The organism is Paraburkholderia caffeinitolerans (genome assembly GCF_902859945.1).
Lineage (GTDB): Bacteria > Pseudomonadota > Gammaproteobacteria > Burkholderiales > Burkholderiaceae > Paraburkholderia > Paraburkholderia caffeinitolerans.
In genome coordinates, this window is the sequence record NZ_CADIKL010000004.1 from 254,090 (window position 1) to 272,008 (window position 17,919).

Annotated in this window: 19 protein-coding genes; 8 read left to right on the plus strand and 11 right to left on the minus strand. The window is 61.8% G+C overall.

The features are described from left to right. Positions 1–17 precede the first annotated feature (17 nt). Together HV773_RS05775 and sap1 are read right to left on the minus strand one after the other, a co-directional pair. Entirely contained in the window at positions 18–572 is a 555-nt protein-coding gene (locus HV773_RS05775; RefSeq protein WP_129563230.1) for a YaeQ family protein, read from the minus strand. Positions 573–848: 276 nt separating this feature from the next. Further along, positions 849–1,190, minus strand: coding sequence for a surface attachment protein Sap1 (gene sap1 / locus HV773_RS05780; RefSeq protein ID WP_174220069.1), 342 nt, complete (start codon positions 1,188–1,190; stop codon positions 849–851). 445 nt (positions 1,191–1,635) lie between these two features. Between sap1 and HV773_RS05785 the strand changes: the two genes are divergently transcribed. From HV773_RS05785 to HV773_RS05795, 3 genes are all read left to right on the plus strand, one after another. Then, on the plus strand, positions 1,636–2,262 hold the full coding sequence (locus tag HV773_RS05785) for a LysE family translocator (RefSeq protein ID WP_129563231.1): 627 nt from the start codon (positions 1,636–1,638) through the stop codon (positions 2,260–2,262). A gap of 111 nt (positions 2,263–2,373) precedes the next feature. After that, complete coding sequence (locus HV773_RS05790) at positions 2,374–2,535, plus strand: hypothetical protein (RefSeq protein WP_165976530.1); 162 nt, start codon at positions 2,374–2,376, stop codon at positions 2,533–2,535. A gap of 293 nt (positions 2,536–2,828) precedes the next feature. Continuing rightward, complete coding sequence (locus HV773_RS05795) at positions 2,829–3,191, plus strand: ecotin precursor (RefSeq protein WP_129563232.1); 363 nt, start codon at positions 2,829–2,831, stop codon at positions 3,189–3,191. A 61-nt stretch (positions 3,192–3,252) separates the two neighbouring features. On the opposite strand, the gene HV773_RS05800 is transcribed toward HV773_RS05795, so the two are convergent. From HV773_RS05800 to HV773_RS05810, 3 genes are all read right to left on the minus strand, one after another. Next, positions 3,253–4,281 carry a S1C family serine protease gene (locus HV773_RS05800; RefSeq protein WP_129563233.1) on the minus strand — a complete coding sequence of 343 codons (1,029 nt, stop codon included), beginning with the start codon at positions 4,279–4,281 and terminating at the stop codon, positions 3,253–3,255. A gap of 436 nt (positions 4,282–4,717) precedes the next feature. After that, positions 4,718–4,933, minus strand: coding sequence for a hypothetical protein (locus HV773_RS05805; RefSeq protein WP_129563234.1), 216 nt, complete (start codon positions 4,931–4,933; stop codon positions 4,718–4,720). A 213-nt stretch (positions 4,934–5,146) separates the two neighbouring features. Next, a complete protein-coding gene (locus HV773_RS05810; RefSeq protein ID WP_129563235.1) occupies positions 5,147–5,347 on the minus strand; it encodes a hypothetical protein in 201 nt (66 codons plus the stop codon). Between the two features lie 295 nt (positions 5,348–5,642). Here HV773_RS05810 and HV773_RS05815 point away from each other — a divergent pair, with 295 nt between their 5' ends. Then, positions 5,643–6,335, plus strand: a complete 693-nt coding sequence (locus HV773_RS05815) for a phosphatase PAP2 family protein (protein ID WP_129563236.1) — start codon at positions 5,643–5,645, stop codon at positions 6,333–6,335. Between the two features lie 36 nt (positions 6,336–6,371). Here HV773_RS05815 and HV773_RS05820 read toward each other — a convergent pair whose 3' ends face one another. Beyond that, the gene (locus tag HV773_RS05820; RefSeq protein ID WP_246282214.1) at positions 6,372–6,782 is read right to left on the minus strand and encodes a hypothetical protein; all 411 of its coding nucleotides are present in this window, start codon (positions 6,780–6,782) and stop codon (positions 6,372–6,374) included. A 32-nt stretch (positions 6,783–6,814) separates the two neighbouring features. Next, positions 6,815–8,215, minus strand: coding sequence for a tRNA uridine-5-carboxymethylaminomethyl(34) synthesis GTPase MnmE (mnmE, locus tag HV773_RS05825; protein WP_129563429.1), 1,401 nt, complete (start codon positions 8,213–8,215; stop codon positions 6,815–6,817). A gap of 410 nt (positions 8,216–8,625) precedes the next feature. Between mnmE and HV773_RS05830 the strand changes: the two genes are divergently transcribed. After that, on the plus strand, positions 8,626–9,048 hold the full coding sequence (locus HV773_RS05830; protein ID WP_129563237.1) for a transcriptional regulator: 423 nt from the start codon (positions 8,626–8,628) through the stop codon (positions 9,046–9,048). A gap of 173 nt (positions 9,049–9,221) precedes the next feature. Here the strand turns inward: HV773_RS05830 and yidC are convergent, their stop codons facing one another. From yidC to rpmH, 4 genes are all read right to left on the minus strand, one after another. Then, positions 9,222–10,910 (minus strand): membrane protein insertase YidC, encoded by a 1,689-nt coding sequence (gene yidC / locus HV773_RS05835; protein ID WP_129563238.1) that lies wholly within the window; start codon positions 10,908–10,910, stop codon positions 9,222–9,224. 30 nt (positions 10,911–10,940) lie between these two features. Next, the gene (yidD, locus tag HV773_RS05840) at positions 10,941–11,171 is read right to left on the minus strand and encodes a membrane protein insertion efficiency factor YidD (protein ID WP_043287862.1); all 231 of its coding nucleotides are present in this window, start codon (positions 11,169–11,171) and stop codon (positions 10,941–10,943) included. A gap of 98 nt (positions 11,172–11,269) precedes the next feature. Next, the gene (rnpA, locus tag HV773_RS05845) at positions 11,270–11,746 is read right to left on the minus strand and encodes a ribonuclease P protein component (protein ID WP_227875337.1); all 477 of its coding nucleotides are present in this window, start codon (positions 11,744–11,746) and stop codon (positions 11,270–11,272) included. Positions 11,747–11,822: 76 nt separating this feature from the next. Then, the gene (gene rpmH, locus HV773_RS05850) at positions 11,823–11,957 is read right to left on the minus strand and encodes a 50S ribosomal protein L34 (protein ID WP_004198824.1); all 135 of its coding nucleotides are present in this window, start codon (positions 11,955–11,957) and stop codon (positions 11,823–11,825) included. Between the two features lie 422 nt (positions 11,958–12,379). On the opposite strand from rpmH, the gene dnaA reads away from it, so the two are divergent. The 3 genes from dnaA (at position 12,380) to gyrB (ending at position 17,917) form a co-directional block, all read left to right on the plus strand. Then, positions 12,380–13,963, plus strand: coding sequence for a chromosomal replication initiator protein DnaA (gene dnaA / locus HV773_RS05855; protein ID WP_129560856.1), 1,584 nt, complete (start codon positions 12,380–12,382; stop codon positions 13,961–13,963). A 261-nt stretch (positions 13,964–14,224) separates the two neighbouring features. Next, a complete protein-coding gene (gene dnaN / locus HV773_RS05860; RefSeq protein WP_035523302.1) occupies positions 14,225–15,328 on the plus strand; it encodes a DNA polymerase III subunit beta in 1,104 nt (367 codons plus the stop codon). 114 nt (positions 15,329–15,442) lie between these two features. After that, complete coding sequence (gene gyrB / locus HV773_RS05865) at positions 15,443–17,917, plus strand: DNA topoisomerase (ATP-hydrolyzing) subunit B (protein ID WP_129560857.1); 2,475 nt, start codon at positions 15,443–15,445, stop codon at positions 17,915–17,917. Positions 17,918–17,919: the final 2 nt, after the last annotated feature.

Consider the following 17,919-nt stretch of genomic DNA (forward strand, 5'->3'; position numbering starts at 1 on the left):
CGGGAGCGCCCGCCAGATCAGACGTTCTCAGGCGCCTTGAAGACGGTCCATTCGACCGCAACGGGCTCGCTCGTGGTATTGCCGATCCATGCAGTGCGGTCCTGCACGGTGCACTGAAGGCGCATCGTCCGTTCCGCCAGAGCTCCGAGCGACGCCGCCACGCCCTCGCCCAGCGACCAGACGGTCACGTTGCGCAGCCGCTCCACCTTGCTGCGCACGCCCTGCCACCAGATATCCGAGGTCCGCCCGCCGTAGGCGATCACGATCACCTCCTCGGCACGCCCGCTCGCTTTGGCGATGCGGCGCTCGTCGGGCTGCCCCACTTCGATCCAGGTCTGCACCGCGCCGGTGTAGTCCTTGCACCAGAGCGAGGGCTCATCGGTGTCCGACAGGCCCTTGCTGAATTCGAGACGATCGCTGGCGAACAGCGCGAACGCGGCGATGCGCACCATCATCCGCTCGTCGGTTTCGGACGGATGACATGCGATGGTGAGCGCATGGTCGGCGTAGTAATGCCGGTCCATGTCCGCGATCTGCAGTTCTGCCTTGTAGATGGTCGATTTGAGTGCCATATCGGATAGGCGCGAATCCCGTGTGAATTCCGCGCCGCGCAAAAGCCGCACATGATAGCGAGTTTCCAGCAGATCCTGTGCCGGATTCATCGGATAGCGACGTACCGGATCATCGCGATGGTCAGTCGCGAAAATGACGGCGCAATGACGGGGGTGAGGCGGATGGGCCGATGATGAGTCGGTTAAAGGCGTACGACCGGCGTACGACCGACTGGATTGAAGGCCCGGTCGGGGCGCGCGAGCCGCCCATGGCGGGCGGCTCGCGGGTACTACGCATTACTGCTTGATGAAGCGGTCGGTGGTCCAGAGGCCTTGGTCGTCGGTGTTCGCCGCATTGACGAACTCGACGTCGTGGCCCACCACGCGCACTATGCGGAACGACTGGTTCTCGGGCGTCGAGAGGCAGCGATAATCGGCGAAATATTCCTGCATTTGCTGGTGCTCGCCAGCCTGCTCGTGCAGGGACACGGCGTCGAGCTTGTCCTTCGAGAGGCAGCCATACGAGCCGGGCTTGAGCTGAACGGTTTGCTGCGGCTTCAATGCGGAATCCTGCGCTTGAGCGGAAACGGCACAAAAGAGACCGGCGGTGAATGCGGTCATCGCGAATAGCATTTTCATGGTTGTCTCCTGTCTTATCAGAGTTGGCACTTTACGGATTACTCCGATTCCGTACAGAGCCGCAGGCTTATACTCAGGTTAGCTATGTATTTAACTTCTACGCAAGACACACTTTTTTAAATCTAGAAGACCGCAAAAGGACTGCAAGAAGAACTTGTGTGCGAGTGCAGCAGTAACGCGCCAAGCTTGACCCAACGCCGATGCAAAATGCGCGAATCCGCCGTTTTCATCCGATTTTCAGCCGCATGACGCGGCGCACATAAAGTCGAGGCGCGGATACCTGGGCGCAAGGCCATTTAGTCAGCGGATGCAGAATAAAAACGATGCCAGCGTCGCGCGGAATGCGTGGTTTTCCCTCGCACCCGGCGCGTAAAGCGCGCCCTCTCCTTCGCTTGCATCGCCGCGATCTTCGTGGATAAATCGGGCTTCCCCACTGGAGAAACCCATGTCCCTCGCTCACTGGTTGCCGTTCGCAATTGCGTCGGCCATTCTCGTCGCCATTCCCGGGCCCACGGTCTTGCTCGTCGTCTCCTACGCGCTTGGCCACGGGCGTCGTTACGCGCTGGCGACGACCGCAGGTGTCGCGCTCGGCGACTTCACCGCCATGACGGCGTCCATGCTCGGCCTCGGCGTGATCCTTGCCGCCTCGGCTGCGCTGTTTTCGATGCTCAAGTGGGTCGGCGCCGCCTATCTGATTTATCTGGGCATCAAGCTCTGGCGCGCCCCCATTGCCGCCGCCGACGCGCCCGATACCTCCGAAACCCGTACGGGCCGAATCTTCGCGCATGCTTACGCGGTCACCGCGCTCAACCCGAAGAGCATCATTTTCTTCGTCGCGTTCGTGCCGCAATTCATCGACCCGCATACGGCCGCGATGCCGCAGATCGTCATATTCGAGGCCACGTTCCTCGCGCTCGCCACGCTCAACGCGTTCGGCTACGCGCTGCTCGCGGCGGCCGCGCGCAAGGCGGTGCGCAGCCCGCGCGTACAGCGCCTCGTCAATCGTACTGGCGGCTCGTTGCTGATTGGCGCGGGGCTTTTCGCGGCCGTCTGGAAGAAGTCGGCGGCCTGAGTACGTGCGGCGGCCCACCTTCGCTCACGGGAATCGATCACCACCTGTCGCGCAAACTGTAGCTTTCCGGCTACAATGAAATTGCAACCGCTTGACAACCGGGAGGTTATCGTGATCGAACACGTAATTCTGGGCGCGTTTCTGGTTATTCCCCTCGTCATTGTCGTTTTCCTGTTTTCGGACGAAATCCTCGAGGAGCATAGGCAGCGCGTGCAAGCGGGGGCTCCTCATATCGATTGGCGTCATCCGCTGCGCAGTATCCTGCACCACTGAGCCCCAGTGGCAGGACTACCACCCGGGCTGAATCCCGGGCAAATCGCTCGCGCGCCACGCGGCTGGCGTCGCTTGCCCCAACCCGCTTGCCCCAACTCATGGCAGACCTGGTGCATGTCGCGATGAATCGATCGCTGCGCGTGCCTGCGCCTGCTGCCAACCCTCGCAATCTGCACGCGTATCCGCGTCATTCATCGCGGACGTAATGCGTCGTTACCACTTGCAGCACCTGTATCCGCGCTTCGCACCCACAATCGCTCGCATGTTTTCGAACGGTTCTCAAGGAGAACGACATGCGAAAGATTGCAGCGGTACTACTGGTAACGGCGGGCTGCCTGGCAGTGACTGGCCCGGCCAGCGCGCACGACCGGGGCGGTGACGTGGTGGGGGCGCTGGTTGGCGGCGCGCTGATCGGCGCGGTGGTAGGCGCCGCGATGACCAGCGCGCCGGCAGTCGTGTATGGGCCGCCGCCGGTCTACGCCGAGCCGGTTCAGGTTGCCGCGCCGGTCTACGCCCAGCCGGCTCCCGTCTATTCCGCCGCGCCGGCGCCCAGCAGCTGTTATGACCAATACTCGGGACGCTATGTGCCGTGCGCGCCGCCGCAACCGGCGCCTCCTCCATACTATGGCGGCTACGGGCAGTCCGACGGCTGGTAAGCCATATAATTCGGCATGCCAATTAATTACGCTGCCGCGTTTTCCGGCAGCGGCCTCTCGCTTACACCAGAACCGCCGGTTCGACGGGCGTGATCTTTAGATTCAACTTTTGAGTGAGGCGAATCACCGTGAATTCGGCCTCGCGCCCGATGCGCGAAGCGTCGAGTAAGCGCTGCAGCGCGTCGATTCCATCGACGGCCATGCCATCGATCGCAACGATCATATCGTCCACCCGCAGGCCACCGAGCGCCGCCGGGCTTCCCTTGACGATTTCCATCACACGCACGCCGCTGGTCGTCTGGAGCTCGAAATAACGCTGCACCTTGCGCGCGATCGGAACCGAGGTCCCGGCAACGCCGACGTGTGCGCGCCGCACGCGCCCGTGAGCAAACAGTTGCGTGATGACCCATTTCGCGGTGTCGATCGCCGTAGCGAAGCAGATGGCCTGCGCGCCGGGAATGATCGCTGTGTTCACGCCGATCACCTGGCCCGCCGAGTTCACGAGCGGTCCGCCGGAATTGCCGGGATTGAGCGCGGCGTCAGTCTGAATCACGTCGTAGATCATGCGGCCCGAGTTCGAGCGCAACGAGCGGCCGAGCGCGGAGACCACGCCGGTGGTGACGGTTTGCGCCAAGCCCAACGGACTGCCCACGGCAATTGCGATCTGCCCGACACGCAACTTCGCCGACTCGCCGAGTTCCGCGTGCGGGAGGACCTCGGACGCACCGATGCGCAGCACGGCGAGGTCGGTGCTTGGGTCGTCGCCGACAAGGTCGGCAGTGTAGGTCGAACCATCGGCAAGCGTGACGCGCAGCGTGCTTGCGCCGTGCACGACGTGGCTGTTGGTCAGCAGATAGCCATCGGGCGTGAATAAAAAACCCGAGCCGCTGCCACCGCGGGCGGCGTCACTGCCGGGTGCCCGGCGCTCGACGGCGATATGGGCAACGGATTGCTGGACGCGCTCGAGCGCGCCGATGACGGTTCGCGAATAGGCGTCGAGCAGGGCGTCGTCGCCTTGGGCGCGGGGAGAGGCGCTGTCAGGCGAAAGGTCGCGAGCGAGATCGTCGATGAAGGAGGGGCGGCTTCCCACGATCAGAATTCTCCGATGAAAGTGGGCCTACATGCAGGTAACAAGAAGCAATTTCAAGATCCCCGCCGAATGCAAAAGCTGGCGGGAAAATACGTATCGAGGGTCGGAAGTTCTTGCCGGCACGAACGTTAACGATTGTCAGATCGACCGCGTAATCATTGATGGCCTCCGGGCGACCCGCGACAATGATTTGGCGGCGACGTCCCCTCGCGCCGTGTAGTTGTAGTTAGTAGTGGCAAGCTCTTGGCCGCGGCTCCTGCCGCGGCATTTTTTTGTCTGCGAATTTATGTGGGGATCGTCGCGGCGCGTGTAAAAAGAAAAAGCCCGCTTCTTGGCGGGCTAATCCATGCTCGGGTTACATGGCGAGGTCAATTGGTGATGCCAGAGCGCAGCGAAGGCGGCTAGCAGGTTTGGCCGGGTAGGTAAGGCGGACGACTCAGGCTGCAGCGTTGGATGCCTGAAGGCGTTCAAGTTGCGTCATGAGCGAGTCGACCGTACGAAACTGGGCATGTGAGAGCTGAGCCGTGTCGAGCAGGTTCGAAAGGCGCTTGTGCCAATAGTCAAACGACAGAATGGGGACCGTGCCCTCCAAAAGCAGAGTCGGCACCATGACGCGCATGATGTGCGCGATTTCCTGATCGATGAATTTCACTTTGCGCCCCCGCAGAACCGTCTATATCTAGTTTTTGGCTACGTGTTGCCACTCTAGTGCGCCGGCGAAGGGTGAACAGCTATCACAATGGATAGGGGCGGAGAGGCCCGCGCAGCCGGTTCGCCGAGCCCTTGCCAGCAGGCGTGTCTAGCCTTCGCGATGACTCATCAGCAGGCTTGAGTCGGGACATATCCTGGTGCCGCGCGGGCGCGCTTAGTGTCGCCAGCCGTGGCCATAGTAGCCGCCGAAGCCGACCCCAATACCGACTGACGGAGCCGCATAGTAGCCGGGCGCATAGCCATATCCGTAAGCCGGCGCCGGTGCGTAGGCATAAGGCGGGGCGACAATGCAGCCGGAGAGGCTTGCGAGCGCCATGGCCAGCGCGATTGCGCAGCAGAGTCGGATTGTCTTCATCGTTTTCTCCCAATGCCCGTATTGTCGGTGGGCGTCTCGTTGGAAAACGAAACGAGTTGTGACGGGAGGTTACGAAGCCACACGCCCCACGTGGCGGGAGCTCCGGGCGGACGGTTTCTGTGCGCGCCGCATAGTTATGCCTGTTGCTTACACTTGCTTTCGATTCCTTACGCTTGTGGATTTTGTGGGAACCTACGATGCGCTATTTCCTGCGCGGTTTTGGCGAAATAGCGTGTCTTGTTTTTAGTGACAGACCGCATTCATATGATTAAATCTGCGGAATGGCCCACAAAAAATGAATTCTTTTGACTTAGTCATTCTGACTTTTCTCACACAAATACACCTTCCGCCAATTGCCGATCACGCAATACGGGTGATTGCAGGGCTTTATACCTTCAAAGGCTTTTTACTGATCCCATTACTGTGGTGGATCTGGTTTCAGCCTGGCGAGCGCCGCGAATGGCGGCGCGAGATGGTACTCGCGACGGTGGCAAGCGGCTTGATTTCGCTTGCGGTTGGCCGTTCCATGGCGCATTTTCTGCCGTTCAGGGAACGACCGATCTTCAATCAGGATTTACACCTGCATTTCGCCATGGAATCGCTGCGCGATAGCGGACTGACCGGCTTCAGTGCTTTTCCGAGCGACCACGCCATGCTATGGGCAGCAATCGCCATGGGGATTTTTCTGGTTTGGCGCACCGTGGGCGTATTGGCGCTTTTATATACGGCGATCTTTATCTGCCTGCCGCGTGCGTATCTCGGCTTTCACCATCCGACTGACCTGCTGGCCGGCGCCGCGATTGGCATTGTCATTACGTGGATCTTGACGCGGGACTCCGTGCGCGAGCGTACCGCCGCACCGGTGCTGCGCTGGGTTATGCGTTTTCCGGGGCCAGCTTCGGTGCTCGGGTTTCTCGTGTGCTTCGAGTTGGTTACGCAGTTCAACGATCTGTTGATGCTCGCCCATTCGGTCGCGAAAGTGATATGAGCGGCGAGGAGGGGCGTTGGCGAGCCGGCGCGGCGCTCATTCCTCGCAGCGAACGTCCTGTTTGCGTACGACGATGATCACCGGATAGGTCCCGCGTTCGAGTTCCACGCGCGTGACCACCGACATCGTTGTGTCACCACTGTCGTCGTACACGCTCACGCGCTCGTTGCGAAGGCTGACCACGCCAACGCAGCCGGACGTGCGTCCTTCCTCGGAAACCTGGCACTGGATGGGATTGTCGGCCAGGTAGCGATATTTGTTGTCGCTCGACTGATATTCGCGAAAGCTTTGCGCCGATCCGCCGATGCCGGTGACGTAGCCGATCGCGCACGACTCCTTCGGGGCGTCACTGGTCGTGGACGTTCCTGCCACTGCGAATGCACTCGTGACTGCAATGGCCACGGAAAATAGCGATGCGACAAAGCGTTTCACTGAGCCGTGTTTCATGGTGTCGACCTTGGGCAACGGGAGACGAGCGGTTACTTGCCGATACAAAATCGGCTGAAAATCACCCCAAGCAAATCATCGGATGTGAATTCGCCGGTGATCGAATTGAGCGACTCCTGCGCGAGCCGTAGCTCTTCGGCAAAGAGATCGAGCGCCTGAGCGTTCTGATCCGCGTGTGCCGCGGCCTGCGCAAGATGTTCACGCGCCGTGCGCAGTGCGATCAGATGGCGCTCGCGCGCGAGATAGACGCTCTGCGCATCCGCCTGCCAGCCCGCGATGCGCAGCAGTTCGGCGCGCAAGAGCGCAACCCCGTCGCCTTGCTTCGCCGATAGGCGCACCTCGCACACCTCATCGGCATCACTCACCTTGCGTTGGGCGACCTCGGGCGCAACGCCGGTCAGATCCGTCTTGTTGAGCACGCGCACGACTGGCACACCCGCGGGAAAGCGCCCGGCAATCGTGTCGTCTTCGGCGGTCATGCCAACCCGCGCGTCGAGCAGGTGCAGCACGACGTCCGCTCGACCGATCTCGTTCCAGGTGCGCTCGATGCCGATCTTCTCGACTTCGTCCTCGGTGTCGCGCAGGCCCGCCGTATCGATCACGTGCAGCGGAATGCCTTCGATCTGGATCGTCTGCGAAATCTTGTCCCGTGTGGTGCCGGCAACGGGCGTGACGATCGCGAGCTCCGCTCCCGCTAGCGCGTTGAGCAGCGACGACTTGCCCACGTTCGGCTGCCCCGCGAGCACGACCGCGAGCCCTTCGCGCAACAGCGCGCCCTGACGCGCCTCCGAAAGCACGTGATCGAGCTGCGCGCGAATCTTCGAGAGCTTGCCGCGCGCGTCGGCGGCCTCCAGGAAATCGATCTCTTCCTCGGGGAAGTCGAGCGTCGCTTCCACGAGCATGCGCAGCGTGACGACGTCGTCCACGAGCGCGTGGATGTCGCGCGAGAACGCACCGTCGAGCGAGCGGCCCGCCGAGCGGGCGGCAGCCTCGGTGCTGGCTTCGATCAAATCGGCAACGGCTTCGGCCTGCGCCAGATCGAGCTTGTCGTTGAGGAACGCGCGGCGCGTGAACTCACCGGGCTCGGCGAGGCGCAGGCCGAACGCGCGGCCCGCGTCGATACAGCGCTGCAGAACAAGTTGCAGCACGATCGGGCCGCCGTGGCCCTGCAATTCGAGCACATGTTCGCCCGTGTACGAATGCGGCGCCGGGAAGTAGAGCGCAATGCCGCGGTCGAGCACCGTGCCCGCGCCGTCAAGGAACGGCACATAGCTCGCATGGCGCGCGCTTAAAGTTTGGCCGGTCAGCGCCTGCATCAACATTTCGGCGGCCGCGGCGCCCGCGCGGCCCGCCGAGATGCGCACCACGCCAATCCCGCCGCGTCCGGGCGCGGTGGCAATGGCGACTATGGGATCGGTATCGGTGGCGAGCATGGCGGACTGGTTCAACGTAATTCGACGAGGTTAGGTGCGGCCGGCGAGGTGTGACCGGCGAGGGCGGCCGACTGGCGAAGTGTCGCGGAAAGCGGCGTACCGACGCTGCGCGGCCTCGCCCGCAAAAGTGCGTGGATTGTAACGCGAGGCACACACGCACTTCCCTTGCGTGTTACGCCAAGATCTATCCACATTTATCTCAATTTAGATAAGATTTGTCTTGAACTAAGTTGAGCATATTGAGAATAAAAACCCTTGAGGTTGGCAAAAACTCCAATTGGAATGGGCATCTAACGATGCCGCAACATTCTTGCGCTGCCTGCATCTTCAGGCGATACATAGCTTTTATAAGCTATGTATCGCCTAATTGGTTGCTAACTTCGGTGAAAGCTGGTTGCACAATTTGAAACATGCCGACCATCGAAGAAAAAGCCGCTTTTTCCGAACGTCTCAAGTTCGCCATGAAGCGCGCCCCTGAAAAGCTGCGTGGCAGCACCGACCTCGCGAACAAGTTCAACCTGCGCCATCACGGCGAGCTGCCTGTATCTCCACAAACTGCTCACAAGTGGCTGAGCGGCCGCACCATTCCCACCAGTGACAAACTGGACACGCTTGCGAAGTGGTTCGACGTGGATGTGCATTGGCTCCATTACGGACCGTCGCCGGGTAACGTCACGGGTGCCGTTCCCTCGCCACGCAAGCCCGACGAAAAATATCCGCTTTCCGAGGAAACACTCGAACTGGCTTCGAAGATCGAGGCGTTGAGCGTGCATCACCGTTATCTGGTTGAAGAGCTGGTTTCGCAGTTCTACGGCACCGGCAAGAAGCTCTAGCTACCAGTATCGCCTGATCGCGCTTTGGCGCGGCAAGCGGACAAAACGCCGCATGCGAGAGGCGCTTTCGCAGCGCAAGCAACAAAAAAGCCGCCCGGTTTGAGCCGGGCGGCTTTATTTTTTGCACGCCTCGTTAAGAGGCGAGGGCGGCAAGTTCAGCGCCGCCACAATGATCAGGCAGCGTCCTTCTTCGGAGCGGCCTTGTTCTTGCCCATCATGCGCGTGATGTAGTACTGCTGTGCGATCGACAGCACGTTGTTCACGACGTAGTAGAGCACGAGGCCGGCCGGGAAGAAGAAGAACATGACCGAGAACGCGATCGGCATGAACATCATCATCTTGGCCTGGACCGGGTCCGGCGGCGTCGGGTTCAGCTTGGTCTGCACGAACATCGAAACGGCCATCAGGACCGGCAGGATGAAGAACGGATCCTGCTGCGAGAGGTCGTGAATCCAGAGAATCCACGGCGCGCCACGCATTTCCACCGACGAGAGCAGCACCCAGTACAGCGAGATGAACACCGGAATCTGGATCACCACCGGCAGACAGCCGCCGAACGGATTCACCTTCTCGGTCTTGTAGAGCTCCATGAGCGCCGCATTCATCTTCTGCGGGTCGCTCTTGAAGCGCTCGCGCAACGCCTGCATGCGCGGCGTGATCTCCTTCATGCGCGCCATCGACTTGTAGCTCGCGGCGGAGAGCGGGAAGAACACGGCCTTGATGAGCAGCGTGAGCAGCACGATTGCCCAGCCCCAGTTGCCCACGTAGCTGTGGATCTTCTCGAGCAGCCAGAACAGCGGCTTGGCGATGATCGTCACCCAGCCGTAGTCCTTCACGAGTTCCAGACCCGGCGCGATGCTTTCGAGCATGCGCTCCTCTTCCGGACCCGCAAAGAGGCGTGCCTGCACGTTGTCGGTCGCGCCCGGCGCGATCGTGCCGAGCGGCTGCTTCACGCCAACGCGGTAGAGGTTCGTGTCGAACTTCTCGACGTAGATGTCACGCTTGGCGCCTTGCTGCGGAATCCACGCGGTCGCGAAGTAGTGCTGCACCATGCCGATCCAGCCGTTGTCGGCCTTGTTGACGTAGTCAGCCTTGTTCTTGTCGATGTCGCTAAACGAGATTTTCTGGAAGTGATGCTCGTTCGAGTACACCGCCGGGCCAATGAAGGTATGCGAGAAACGCGGCGTTTCCACCGGCTCACTGTCGCGCACGAGCTCCATGTAGAGCGTGGGCGAAACGGGCGTGCCGCCGACGTTCTGCACCTTCGTGTCCACGCCGATCACATAGCTGCCCTTCGTGAACGTGTAGGTCTTGGTGACCTTCACGCCGCCCTTTTCAGGCGACTCGAGGCTGATCTGGAACGAGTTGGCGTCGCCGCTCAGCTCGCGCGGGCCGTTGACGGCCGTGTACACGTCGTTGTGATTCGGGAAGTCGCCACCCAGCAGGCCCGTACGCGCGAGGTACGTGTGGTCCTTGGTGTGGTCGAACAGCGTCATGTACTGATCGGGGCTCTTGCCGTCGGCGCTTTCCTTCACGAGCGAAAGCTTCGTGAGCGTGCCGCCGCGCGTGTCGATCTCGCCGTCATAGACGTCGGTGCGGAAGTGCACGAGCTGTGCGGCTGCTTCGGCAGGCTGGGCCGTGGTCGCGGGCGCCTGGCCTGCGCTCGTTGCCGGCAGGTCGGAGGCGGCGTTAGCTGCGTTGGCCGAACTAGTCGGCGAGGCGCCGCTGGCTGCGTTCTGCTGGGTTTGCGTCGCGCTCGGGAAGAACATCGACTGGCGTCCATGGTCGCGCTGCCAGTTGTCGAACAGCATGACCGCTGACATGAAGAAGATGACCCATAGGACGGTGCGTTTGATATCCATGCGTTGTCTCAGTGTCGATGGAGTGGCGCGTCAGCGCTTTTTCGGGGGTGCAGGGGGAACCAGGTCGACGCCGCCCGCTGAAAACGGGTGGCAGCGGCACAGCCGCTTCGCGGCAAGGTAAGTCCCACGCGCGGCGCCATGATACTGGATTGCCTCGCGCGCGTAATCCGAACAGGAAGGGTAAAAGCGGCACCGGTTGCCGAGCAGAGGACTCACGGCAAGCTTGTAGAAGCGCAGTAAAGCGATCAGTACCGTTTGCATGGCGTGGCGGCCGGACAGCTCCGCATGGGAATACGAACCTCGGGCCGTGCCGTCGGGCGCGGTCCGCACAGCGGGACTGCCGGGTTCGTGCACCGTGCTCATGAGCCGGCGGGCCGATCAGGCACCTGCGGCCCGGACTCATGCATGCGGCGCTTCCCGGCTTCACGAGCCGCCTTCTCGAGCAAAGCCTCGATTTCGGTGCGGCACAACGCCTTGAGCGGCGGCGACGAGGCACCCGGCATGGCCTTGCGATCGAATTTCGTGTGCAGGCGCAGCAGCAGGTCGAAACCTTCGAACTGCGCGCGGCGCACGCGAAACGCCTCGCGGGCGATGCGGCGCACCAGGTTGCGCGTGACCGCGCGCGGCGCGTACTTCTTGCCGATCACGAGTCCAAGCCGCGCGTCCTTGCCGGTGGGCCGTCCGTACACGACGAAGTGCTCGGTGCGGCGCCAGGGGCGCAAACGAAAAACGGATGAGAACTCATCCGTTTTCAGTAGCCTTGCGGCTTTCGGGAAAGCGGTCTGCGTTCGCAACAAGGTGGTGCGCGCGTCGTCCGCTTGTTCCGACAGTTTCACGTCAGGCCCGCTATCTTCGATGGTGGTCGATTCTGCTGATAGCGGTGCTATCGACAAAACTGGAAAGCAGCACGCCTTAGATGGCGAGGCGCTTGCGGCCCTTCGCACGGCGCGCGTTGATCACTTTGCGGCCACCGGCGGTCTTCATACGCACGCGGAAGCCATGGGTACGCTTGCGACGGGTAACGGAAGGTTGGTAAGTACGTTTCATGTTGCTCTCACTTGTTGAGAATTGACCGCGGCGAGCATCGCGGAAAAAGCAATGGCCGGTGGTACAAGGGATTGGTTTTCGCGGAACCCGCTATTTAATCCCGATTTTCGTTGGCCGTCAATAGGTTAGAGCATCGCGACGTTCGAATTCCCCTTGGCGGTGTTCTGTCGCCAAATGAGCGGACCACTGCGCGCTGCGTTGATCCGTCCCTGTGGATAACTTCCAGGGAAGGGGATTTCGGCGTTAGAATCTCGGCTATCCCAAGAATCCTGCATGCCGCTCTGGCCCGCCTGCTTGCCGCAAAACCCTTGCCGCGCGGGCGTCCGGAGCATTTGTTGTCGTCCCGTCAGGGCCTCGTTGCATTTGTGCGACATGAACGGCGCGGCAGCAATGTATGCAAACAAAACGACCACAGCAACTCGATGAACGAATTCTGGCAACACTGTTCCGCACTACTGGAGCGCGAGCTGACGCCCCAGCAGTACGTGACGTGGATTAAACCGTTGGCCCCGGTTGCCTTCGATGCTGCGGCAAACACGCTGCAGATCGCCGCCCCGAACCGATTCAAGCTCGACTGGGTCAAGAGCCAGTTTTCGGGCCGCATCACTGATATGGCCCGCGATTTCTGGCAGGCTCCCGTCGACGTGCAGTTCGTCCTCGACCCGAAGGCAGGCATGCGCGCGCCGCTGGCGACCAGCGCACCGGCACCGCGCGCGCCGCTGGCGGCCGCCATGCAGACTGAAGCCGCCCATGTCGTCGGTCGCGCCGCTCAAGCCGCCATGTCCCAGGCAAGCCCGGGCGCGGCGACTTTGGCGGGTCTCTCCGGCATGTCGCACGCTGCCGCGCAAAGCGCCGAAGACGCAGCCGACCTCGATCTGCCGAGCCTCGACGCCAACGAAGCCGCCGCAGGCCGCCGTGGCTGGCGGCCCGGCCAAAGTGCGGCTGCCGCGGCTGCATCGAATGGTGAGCCCGACCCCACTTATGAGCGCTCGAAGCTCAATCCGGTGCTCACGTTCGACAATTTCGTGACGGGTAAGGCAAACCAGCTCGCACGTGCGGCGGCCATCCAGGTGGCCGACAACCCCGGCATCTCGTACAACCCGCTGTTTCTTTACGGCGGCGTGGGCCTCGGCAAGACTCACTTGATCCACGCGATCGGCAACCAGCTCCTGATCGACAAGCCGGGCGCGCGCATCCGCTACATCCACGCGGAGCAGTACGTCTCCGACGTGGTGAAGGCGTACCAGCGCAAGGCATTCGACGACTTCAAGCGCTACTACCATTCGCTCGACCTGCTGCTGATCGACGATATTCAGTTCTTCTCGGGCAAGTCGCGCACGCAGGAAGAGTTTTTCTATGCGTTCGAGGCGCTGGTCGCCAACAAGGCGCAGGTGATCATCACGAGCGACACGTATCCGAAGGAAATCTCGGGTATCGACGACCGCCTGATCTCGCGCTTCGACTCGGGCCTGACCGTGGCGATCGAGCCGCCCGAGCTGGAAATGCGCGTGGCCATCCTGATGCGCAAGGCGCAGTCGGAAGGCGTGAGCCTGAACGAGGACGTGGCGTTCTTCGTCGCCAAGCACCTGCGCTCGAACGTGCGCGAACTCGAAGGCGCGCTGCGCAAGATCCTCGCGTACTCGAAGTTCCATGGCCGCGAAATTTCCATCGAGCTGACCAAGGAAGCGCTCAAGGACCTGCTGACGGTGCAGAACCGCCAGATTTCGGTGGAAAACATCCAGAAGACGGTGGCCGACTTCTACAGCATCAAAGTCGCGGACATGTACTCGAAAAAGCGCCCCGCGAACATCGCGCGGCCGCGCCAGATCGCCATGTACCTGGCCAAGGAGCTCACGCAGAAGAGCCTGCCGGAAATTGGCGAGCTGTTCGGCGGACGCGACCACACGACGGTGCTGCACGCCGTGCGCAAGATTGCCGATGAGCGCACCAAGGACGCCCAGCTCAACCACGAGCTGCACGTGCTCGAGCAGACCCTCAAGGGCTGACGGGCCGGGGCCACCGGCACGGCTCGACCTCGGCGGCGCGACCTGTTTATTTCGCGGATCGCCCCCAATTTAGGGGAGCGGTCCGTTTTCAGGCACAATATGGGTTTATCCGCGCGGCGGCGAGGCCGTCGCGCGGCTTTCACGCCGCGGCCTGCGCTGCAGGGCGGCTCCAGGGTTTGTGGCACCGGGTGAACACCAAGTGAACGCCGGATGCCGACCCTGGGCGGGGTGCGCAGACCGTCACATCAACGAAGGAACTCTATGCAACTGGTCAAGACCGAACGCGATAACCTGCTGAGGCCGCTACAAACGGTGAGCGGCATTGTCGAACGCCGCCACACGTTGCCGATCCTCGCCAATCTGCTGATCACCAAAACCGGTTCCGACGTCTCGTTCCTGTCGACCGACCTCGAGTTGCAGATCACCACGACCGCCGACTTCGGCGTCGGCAACGACCAGGTGGCCACTACCGTCGCCGCGCGCAAGCTGCTCGACATCCTGCGCGCGATGCCCGACGGCCAGGTCACGCTCACGCTCGCCGACAAGCGCCTCACGGTGCAGTCGGGCAAGAGCCGCTTCGCCCTGCAAACGCTCGCCGCGGACGAGTTCCCCACGGTGGCGCAGGCCAAGGACTTCGGCGCGAACCTCTCGGTGCCGCAGAAAACCTTCCGCCAACTGCTCGGCATGGTCTACTTCGCCATGGCGCAGCAGGACATCCGCTACTACCTGAACGGCATGCTGCTGGTGGTGGACGGCGACCAGCTCATGGCCGTGGCCACCGACGGCCACCGCCTCGCGTTCTCGTCGATGAAGATCGAAGGTTCGTTCGCGCGCCAGGAAGTCATCATCCCGCGCAAGACCATTCTCGAACTCCAGCGCCTGCTCGAAGACATCGACGATTCGCTGAAGATCGACATCGGCTCGACGCAGGTGAAGTTCACGTTCGGTCAGGTCGAACTCGTCTCGAAGCTCGTGGAAGGCAAGTTCCCCGACTTCCAGCGCGTGATTCCGAAGGCGCACAAGAACACCTTCCAGATCGGCCGCGAAGAACTGCAACGCTCGCTGCAACGCGCGGCGATTCTAACGTCCGACAAGTTCAAGGGCGTGCGCTGCATCATCGAGCCGGGCCAGCTCAAGATCATGTCGACCAACGCTGACCAGGAAGAGGCGCAGGAAGAGCTGGAAATCGCCTACCAGGGCGACACCATCGACATCGGGTTCAACGTCACGTATCTGCTCGACGTCCTTGCGAACCTGAAGGTCGACACGCTGGAAGTGAGCCTCGGCGACGCCAGCTCCAGCGCGCTCATCACGATTCCCGAAAACGAGGAATTCAAATACGTCGTGATGCCGATGCGCATCTAAAAAACGCGACAGAAGAAGAACACCAGGGGGCGCTGCGCCCCTTTGGCGTTTTTATGGCTTTTCGAAAAAGTCTCGAGCAGTAACACAGGCAGTACGCAGAACCGGAAAAAATCCATGACTGATACGAACAACTCGCAACCCGACAACAGCAGCTATGGCGCCGCGTCAATCCAGATCCTCGAAGGACTGGAAGCGGTGCGCAAGCGGCCCGGGATGTACATCGGCGACACGTCGGACGGCACCGGTCTGCACCACCTCGTCTTCGAAGTGCTCGACAACTCGATCGACGAAGCCCTCGCCGGCTACTGCAACGACATCCACGTGGTGATTCACGCGGACAACTCCATCTCGATCACCGACAACGGCCGCGGCATTCCCACGGACGTGAAGATGGACGACAAGCACGATCCGAAGCGAAGCGCCGCCGAAATCGTGATGACCGAGCTGCACGCGGGCGGCAAGTTCGACCAGAACAGCTACAAGGTCTCGGGCGGCCTGCACGGCGTGGGCGTGTCGTGCGTGAACGCGCTGTCGAGCTTCCTGCGCCTCACGGTGCGCCGCAACGGCAAGAAGCACTTCATGGAGTTCCACCGTGGCGTGCCGCAGAACCGCGTGCTCGAAGAGCGCGACGGTTACACCGTGTCGCCGATGCAACTGCTCGGCGACACCGAGAATCGCGGCACCGAAGTGCACTTCATGGCCGATGAAACCATCTTCGGCAGTGTCGAATACCACTACGACATTCTCGCCAAGCGCATTCGCGAACTCTCGTTCCTGAACAACGGCGTGCGCATTCGCTTGACCGACCAGCGCTCGGGCAAGGAAGACGATTTCGCGTTCGCGGGCGGCGTGAAGGGCTTTGTCGAATACATCAACAAGGCGAAGACCGTTCTGCACCCGAACATCTTCTACATCCAGGGCGAGAAGGACGGCGTGGGCGTGGAAGTCGCGATGCAGTGGAACGACAGCTACAACGAAAGCGTGCTGTGCTTCACGAACAACATTCCGCAGCGTGACGGCGGCTCGCACCTTACAGGTCTGCGCGCGGCCATGACGCGCGTGATCAACAAGTACATCGCCGATAACGAAATCGCGAAGAAGGCCAAGGTCGAAACCTCGGGCGACGACATGCGCGAAGGCCTGTCGTGCGTGCTTTCGGTGAAGGTGCCGGAGCCGAAGTTCAGCTCGCAGACGAAGGACAAGCTGGTTTCTTCGGAAGTGCGTGCGCCCGTGGAAGAAGTCGTGGCGAAGGCGCTGGAAGAGTTCCTGCTGGAAACGCCGAACGACGCCAAGACCATTTGCGGCAAGATCGTCGACGCCGCGCGCGCGCGCGACGCTGCGCGCAAGGCGCGCGAAATGACGCGCCGCAAGGGTGTGCTCGACGGCGTGGGCCTGCCGGGCAAGCTCGCGGACTGCCAGGAGAAGGACCCGGCGAAGTCGGAGGTTTATATCGTCGAGGGTGACTCGGCGGGCGGCTCGGCCAAGCAGGGCCGCGACCGTAAGTTCCAGGCCATCCTGCCGCTGCGCGGCAAGGTGCTCAATGTGGAGAAAGCGCGCTACGACAAGCTGCTCTCCAGCGAGCAGATCGTCACGCTGATTACCGCGCTTGGCTGCGGCATCGGCAAGGACGACTACAACCTGGAAAAGCTGCGCTATCACCGCATCATCATCATGACCGACGCGGACGTGGACGGCGCGCACATCCGTACGCTGCTGCTCACGTTCTTCTATCGCCAGATGCCGGACATGATCGAGCGCGGCTACGTGTACATCGCGCAGCCGCCGCTCTACAAGCTCAAGGCGGGCAAGGACGAGCGTTACCTCAAGGACGACGCCGATCTCAACGCGCACATGCTGCGTCTCGCGCTGCAAGGCTCGGAACTCGTGCCGAACGAAGGCGCGACGCCGATCTCGGGCGACGCACTCGGCGAACTCGCGCGCTCGTACCAGCTCGCGCGCGGCGTGGTGGATCGCCTGAGCCGCCTGTACGACGTGCGCGCGCTCGAAGCGATCATGGACGGCGTGGCGATCGATCTGTCGAGCGAAGCATCGACCGAGGTATCGGCGCGCGCGCTCGAAGCGCAACTGCGTGACGACCCGCTGAAGCCCGAAGTCACGGTGGTGCCGATGTACGACTCGGTGCGCGAGCAACGTTCGCTGCGCGTGGAGCGCCGCCATCACGGCAACGTGAAGGTCTCGGTCATCGACGAGGAATTCCAGCTCACCGCCGATTATCAGCAACTCGTGAACACGGCCAATACGTTCAAGGGCTTGATCGGCAAGAACGCGTTCATCAAGCGCGGCGAGCGCAGCATGGCCGTCACCGACTTCAAGAGCGCAATGAAGTGGCTGATCGCGGATGCCGAGCGCAATGTCTCGAAGCAGCGTTACAAGGGGCTTGGCGAGATGAACCCCGGGCAGCTTTGGGAAACGACGATGGATCCGGCTGTGCGCCGCTTGCTGCGCGTGCAGATTGAGGATGCGATTGCTGCCGATGGCATCTTCACGACGCTGATGGGCGATGATGTTGAGCCGCGTCGGGCGTTTATTGAGAGCAATGCGTTGCGGGCGGGGAATATTGATGTTTGATC